Source organism: Leptospira sarikeiensis (assembly GCF_004769615.1).
Classification (GTDB): domain Bacteria; phylum Spirochaetota; class Leptospiria; order Leptospirales; family Leptospiraceae; genus Leptospira_B; species Leptospira_B sarikeiensis.
On the sequence record NZ_RQGF01000027.1, the window covers coordinates 21,084 to 27,083 of the forward strand.

Genomic DNA, 6,000 nt, shown 5'->3' on the forward strand with positions numbered 1-6,000 from the left:
ATAGTTACTGTTGAGCAATATAATCAGTAAATTCTTCATCGAAATAGTCGAAATCTATTTCACTAGACAATCCAGATACAAATTGAAAAAATTGATCTAAGTTTGAATTATGAAAATGAAAATCCAGAGCAAACATGGCTTTATATCTCTGCATTGTCTGACCGCCCGAATCAAGAGTAATGGCAGAAATTCTTTTTAAACGCTTGTTAGAGTTTAAGCTACTCGAAAAAAGGAATCGAATATAATTATCAGTATGAGGCAATGAATAACCAAGGAAAATAATATGTGTTGCGTTGGTTAAAAGGTTTGTTGCCAACTCCCAATCTTCATGAATTTCTTTATTAATACTCTTATTCCATGTTGGAGGAATAATTTCCTTTTCTACTGAACCATGCAATTTCGCAAATGGAATACCAGGAAATTCAATTTTTTTCTTAGGAGTAAAGTATTCAATGTAAGGACTTTCTAACTTGGAATGTATATGATAGGACGAAATATTCCGCAACACTGATTGTAAAGACTTTTCAATTAGAAGATCATAATTTAAGTTAATTAAACCAAACGAAGTACTTTCGAAGAATTTTCCCGTAGGTATAAATTCATCAAATGTATCATGTCCCAAATGATATCTCGCATTACCGCGCCGACTCTGGACATTTGCAATCAATCTTGCAAAGAATTCCGCATACTGCAAATCTACATCTTCTGAATAGGATTCGACAACCACTTTAATGAAATCAGTAATTTGTTTTAAGGATTTCGAATTTTTATTGATCAAAAATTCCATGTAAGCAATTGAAAGCAGATCTTCTATATTATATAAATCAACATTCATATAATTTTTAACAACTGAATATTTATCAATTAGCTTTATAGTTCTTTCTATATCTTGAAATGAGCCGGATCCGCAAAATAAATATCCTTTGCCTTATGAATGAAATTTCTCATAACTGGCAACCCAAAAGGAGCTGAAAATCCTGCCCCGATGAAAAAGACAATACTTTGTTGTTTATTCATTTTTAATTGATTATTCTATTCTATTTATATTAGGAAAATTTTACAAAACATTGCGCCTAACGACCAAGGCTTGACGACGTTTCGCGTGTCCGCAAGGACTTGGCATGAGGCTTGCTCTGCAAGACGAATGACAAAGCGAAATGTGCCGAAGGCCAAGCGAGAGTCGCGTAGCGATCTCGAAGCGATGCGTCAGAGCCGAAAGTTAGTCGCTGTGGCAATTATAGAAGACAAAAGGCTAATAAGTTCTAATGCAATTTGTCGAACCAATTAGAAATGAAACAAGTATTCTATTATTTCAAAGATCAATCGGAGGCGGAAACAAACCCATAAAACCACCATCAGCTACAGTTTTTTCCCAATCATTTGTAACTGCTCCGATAAAATAATCATATCTATCAAAATTAAATTTTAATGTCGGATCCAACTTGCTCAAAAAGCCAATTTGCCTATTCGTAACTTCAAACGCACCTATCATTGGTTCATCCGCTTGTTGTTCCCACTCAGTTTGAAGTAAACTTAGATCTATCTTTGGTAAACTTCTAACGTATAAAAGCTCTTCTGTTTTTTTATCAAAACATTCCAACTGTCGAACAAGCCATTCTGGTTCATTAAGCGCCATATAAGTTTCTCTTTATAACATAACCAAATGAATTTAACATTCAATACAATTTACTTCAGATAATAGAGTCAGATTTTGCCATGGCGACTAACGACCAAGGCTTGACGACGTTTCGCGAGTGCGTAAGCACTTGGCAAGAGCCTTGCCTTGCAAGGCGAATGACAAAGCGAAATGTGCCGAAGGCCAAGCGAGAGTTGCGAAGCAATCTCGAAGCGAAGCGTCAGAGCCGATAGTTAGGCGATCGTGAAGCGCTTAAATAGAGAGAATTTACGCAGTCTTATTGCGTTGAGTGAGATCACCAGTTCCAAGAAGTAAACCAGGAACACTAATATCTTCATCAATATCATCCCAGTGTAATCCGATCCCTCCCCCGCTAATTTCAAACTTTTGTAGCTGGTCTTTACTAGCTTTTCTCAATCTAGGGAAGTATGCAAGAGGTACAGATAAAGTTCTACCATCATAGAGAGATAACCAAAGATTATCTTCATCAAACCAAATCTTTTGGGCTTTTGCTTCAGATACCGAAGAAATCATTCCATTTACCTTGAATTATATCTAAATTCTTTTCAATCTCTTCTTCAATCCAATTTAATTCTTTTGAACTGAATCCGTAATTATCATCTAATAAAACATTCGGCTTTAACCAGAATTTAGCTAATTTCTCTCCCTTTCTTACATGAATGTGAACTGGTTCTCTCGGATTTCCCTCATTCGCGAAAAAGAAGAACTTAAATCCATTTCTTTCGAAAACCTTAGGCATTCAGTCAGTTTGTATATTATATAACTTTTGAGCAAGAAAGAAACTATTTATATGTTTAGTTAATTAATATGGATCCAAAGCAGCCAGATTCTTAAATTTTCGATTCCAATGATTATTTGGCGCTTCATGTCGCCTAACGACCAAGGCTTGACGACGTTGGCGATCCCTGAGCCTCGAAGAGGCGTTAGGGACAGGCACGATCTTTTGCCTTGCAAAAGTCGTGACTGGAGCCAATGTGCCGAAGGCCAAGCGAGGGTTGCGTAGCAATCCCGAAGCGAAGCGTCAGAGCCGAAAGTTAAGCGCTGGTTGCGTTGTATTACTAACTCTTTATAATTTCGGCCAATTTCCGAGATATTTCTTCTGCTTTGTTAAGGACCATAAAATGTCCTCCATCGGCTATCAATATCGCCTGCCCTATCAATCTACTCGGAAATAGCATATCGTTGCTTCCATGAATATGAAATAACTTTGAAGAATATACTTTATTGTTCCATTTTAATATGGAGTTAAGAGCCCATTTTATAAATTTTCCATCAGTTTTAGAAAGAAAACTTTTCAATAGTTCTTTATCTTCAAACGACGAAACCCCAAAAAGTAAGCCAAAATCGGATTATAAAGTTTTAGTAAAAATGATGGAATTAGATTTATTAATCTTAGAAAGCTAATAAATCGATAAACTAACGGTTTTTCTGAACTCGACTTAATGCTTGAAATAATAATGATTTTTTCTACTGGAATATGCTTTGCAATTTCACTAGCAACTATTCCCCCAAAGGACACTCCTATCAATATCAGCTCTTCTTTTGATTCTATCTGGCTGAGAAGTCTTTTTGAATAACTTTCGATAGATTCATCCACGTAAGGATCTATCCAGCGGATATACTTTGGATTTTCTCCTTTAAAATCAATATTCCGAAAAACTCTTTCGTCAGCTCCTAAACCACTGATAAGATATATATTTTTCACGATTCCCTATTTCTTGGGTTACTGTTAATATTACGCAACTGGCGCTTAACGACCAAGGCTTGACGACGTTTCGCGAGTCCGAAAGGACTTGGCGCGAGACTTGCCCCTGCAAGGCGAGTGACAAAGCGAAATGTGCCGAAGGCCAAGCGAAGGTTGCGAAGCAATCCTGAAGCGATGCGTCAGAGCCGATAGTTAGGCGAAGTAACGCTTGGTTGAATATTTTTTAGTAACCCGAAAATTATAGATCAATTTCATCCGGAGTTAATTGATGAGGACATTTCCTGCGGTCAACCCAAGAAGCGAATAACACGATAGGTCCATAGATAAAACCGAATATCAACAGCCCTATCCTCTCATTACCAGAAATTTCAGGCGTCAGCACAATGCCTGGAAATAAACCAATTAAAAATATTGCACTCCCAATCAACCCAAGCAATGGCATTACTCTACGGGTGAGAATCATAAATCGTATAAAAGTTTCTGCCATTGCATTTTCAGGCGATCCATCTAATCTTCTATTTCTTAATCGCCTTTGAACTGGAAGTCTTCCTAAAGACTGAACGCCCTTAGGGATTCCTATAATGGTTCCCGAAATCTTCGGGCTTTGATTAATGCCAGTGTGAAGAATTTTGATTAAGAAACCATCCTTTTCATCTAGAAAATTGAATTTCACTAACACTTCATTATTATTATCATTAAGAATTTCTAATTCTGCAATGGTTGCCGTTCTCGAAGTTTTAATAATTTCGGCATTGAGAATAATGGTTTCTTCGCCAAATTTACATTTAAGAACATCAGTTTCAGAAATATCCGTTCCTCTAATTGGAGCCCGACCATCATTCCAAATAACTACTTGAGTTAAGGTTAGTCTTGAGACAGCTTTCTTTCTATATGTTACTTTTACATCATCTGGAAGAATCCTGGAACTTCCATCTATTAATAATTGGCCCATATATTGAAAACATAATTTAGCGCCATTTCTTTGAAATATTTGATATATTGCAAAACTTACGCCTATAAATCCTACTAAAGATCCGACCCAACCTTTATCTAAAACTTCAACAACATAATTCATAAAATTAGATTGGCCTCCTGAATTTCTTTTCTGTATTCTTTATAAAGAGAAAATTTTAGCGTTATTTCGCCTAACGACCAAGGCTTGACGACGTTTGCAACGGCATGAGCTTGCGCATGCAAGCGCAATGACGGAAGCAAATGTGCCGAAGGCCGAGCGAGAGTTGCGCAGCAAGCTCGAAGCGAAGCGTCAGAGCCGAAAGTTAGACGAAGCGATTTCTAAACAGGGTTAGGAGCGTAATGTTCCAATTTGATTTCCAGAGTAGTTTCATTCAAAGCAGTGCCAACTTTTATCGATTCATTTCTCGGAAGGTTATTGGTTATATGGCCGGGATTCGTATAATCTAAGTAGTATGCAGCGTTTGGAATTAGATCATGAAACACATCTCTAACAATTCCACTATTCTGAGTAATGCAATATCTTTGACCAATTATCTTTATAACAACTCCTAAAGTCCCAAGAGCCCGATTGGATACAGGCTCCGCGTGTGTCCGTCCCGAATCAGATACCCATATTCCAACTGAAAGTTGACGGGAGCATTGTCTAATATCTGCACTTCCGTTATTTTCGAAACCATTTGCCTTTCTATAATATAGTATGAGTTCGTTTGATAATTCTTGATGAACATTTATTTCTTCTTGATTGACTAGTCTTACTTGCTCAAGCTCCAACTCATACTTTCTTCTGATATTTTGCGATTGCTCGGCTGTCAATCTATAGCTTCCTTCATATTTTTCTTTTGCTTCCCGCATTAATCCATTTATCCATGCAGTAAACTTAATTATCCCAAATTTTGCAAAAGGATAAACAAAAGTGTAAAGTAATGCTGTTAAAACCGGTATACCTGTCCCCAGAACACGAGCATGACAATTCGGAAAATATGTGCTAATTATATAAGAGATTCTCCATGTAACAGATTGATCTTCAAGAAGAGCAATTGAGATTGGCTGCCAATTCCAAATTATCCAGCTCCCTGTAAAAGCTTTTAAGAAAGGATCTGAAAGTCGAGCATATAGAGATGCTTTCAATTCTTTAGATAGTTCTTCTAACATATTATTTTAAATCGTTTCGTCTAACGACCAAGGCTTGACGACGTTTCGCGAGTGCGTAAGCACTTGGCGCGAGGCTTGCTACTGCAAGGCGAGTGACAAAGTGAAATGTGCCGAAGGCCAAGCGAAGGTTGCGAAGCAATCCTGAAGCGCTGCGTCAGAGCCGAAAGTTAGGCGCCGTAAATGCTAATAATCTAAACAGGAAATTAATTTGAAAATATTCTATATAACGTTTTTATTTTACTTATTTAATTGTGCTTCTATATCCCAAGAACAATGGCAAAAAGTCGTTAAAGTTAATATAAAGGAAGAAAATCAATTAAACATTCATTATGATGAAAGGTGGGAAACAAGAAAAGAAATTATTAGCTTAATTTATAGAAATACGAAGGAACTTGGAAAATTTAGTCCAGATTATGATCTAAGTATAGATTTAATTCATTTTAAGTTAGAAACGATACCAATGATTTCTGCGCAGGCAAGTTTTTGGGAAAAACTAAAGTTATGGGCAATA

Annotated in this window: 7 protein-coding genes and 1 pseudogene; 1 reads left to right on the top strand and 7 read right to left on the bottom strand. The window is 36.8% G+C overall.

The window, feature by feature from the left end:
• Positions 1 to 4: 4 nt before the first annotated feature.
• The 7 genes and pseudogenes from EHQ64_RS11210 to EHQ64_RS11240 all read right to left on the bottom strand — a co-directional run bounded on the left by EHQ64_RS11210 (position 5) and on the right by EHQ64_RS11240 (position 5,489).
• On the bottom strand, positions 5 to 835 hold the full coding sequence (locus tag EHQ64_RS11210; protein WP_135649581.1) for an SIR2 family protein: 831 nt from the start codon (positions 833 to 835) through the stop codon (positions 5 to 7).
• Positions 836 to 1,312: 477 nt separating this feature from the next.
• Entirely contained in the window at positions 1,313 to 1,636 is a 324-nt protein-coding gene (locus tag EHQ64_RS11215; RefSeq protein WP_135649582.1) for a DUF7683 domain-containing protein, read from the bottom strand.
• Positions 1,637 to 1,903: 267 nt separating this feature from the next.
• A complete protein-coding gene (locus tag EHQ64_RS11220; protein WP_135649583.1) occupies positions 1,904 to 2,170 on the bottom strand; it encodes a DUF2442 domain-containing protein in 267 nt (88 codons plus the stop codon).
• On the bottom strand, positions 2,151 to 2,396 hold the full coding sequence (locus EHQ64_RS11225) for a DUF4160 domain-containing protein (RefSeq protein WP_004503550.1): 246 nt from the start codon (positions 2,394 to 2,396) through the stop codon (positions 2,151 to 2,153). Before EHQ64_RS11225 ends, EHQ64_RS11220 begins: the two co-directional genes overlap by 20 nt.
• A 319-nt stretch (positions 2,397 to 2,715) precedes the next feature.
• Positions 2,716 to 3,362 (bottom strand): annotated as a pseudogene (locus EHQ64_RS11230) (alpha/beta hydrolase).
• 238 nt (positions 3,363 to 3,600) lie between these two features.
• Positions 3,601 to 4,437, bottom strand: a complete 837-nt coding sequence (locus tag EHQ64_RS11235) for a hypothetical protein (protein ID WP_135649584.1) — start codon at positions 4,435 to 4,437, stop codon at positions 3,601 to 3,603.
• 218 nt (positions 4,438 to 4,655) lie between these two features.
• Positions 4,656 to 5,489: a hypothetical protein gene (locus tag EHQ64_RS11240; protein ID WP_135649585.1), complete on the bottom strand. Its 834-nt coding sequence runs from the start codon at positions 5,487 to 5,489 to the stop codon at positions 4,656 to 4,658.
• A 208-nt stretch (positions 5,490 to 5,697) separates the two neighbouring features.
• On the opposite strand from EHQ64_RS11240, the gene EHQ64_RS11245 reads away from it, so the two are divergent.
• Positions 5,698 to 6,000 (top strand): hypothetical protein (locus EHQ64_RS11245; RefSeq protein WP_135649557.1); only part of this gene is annotated, 303 nt, incomplete at its 3' end.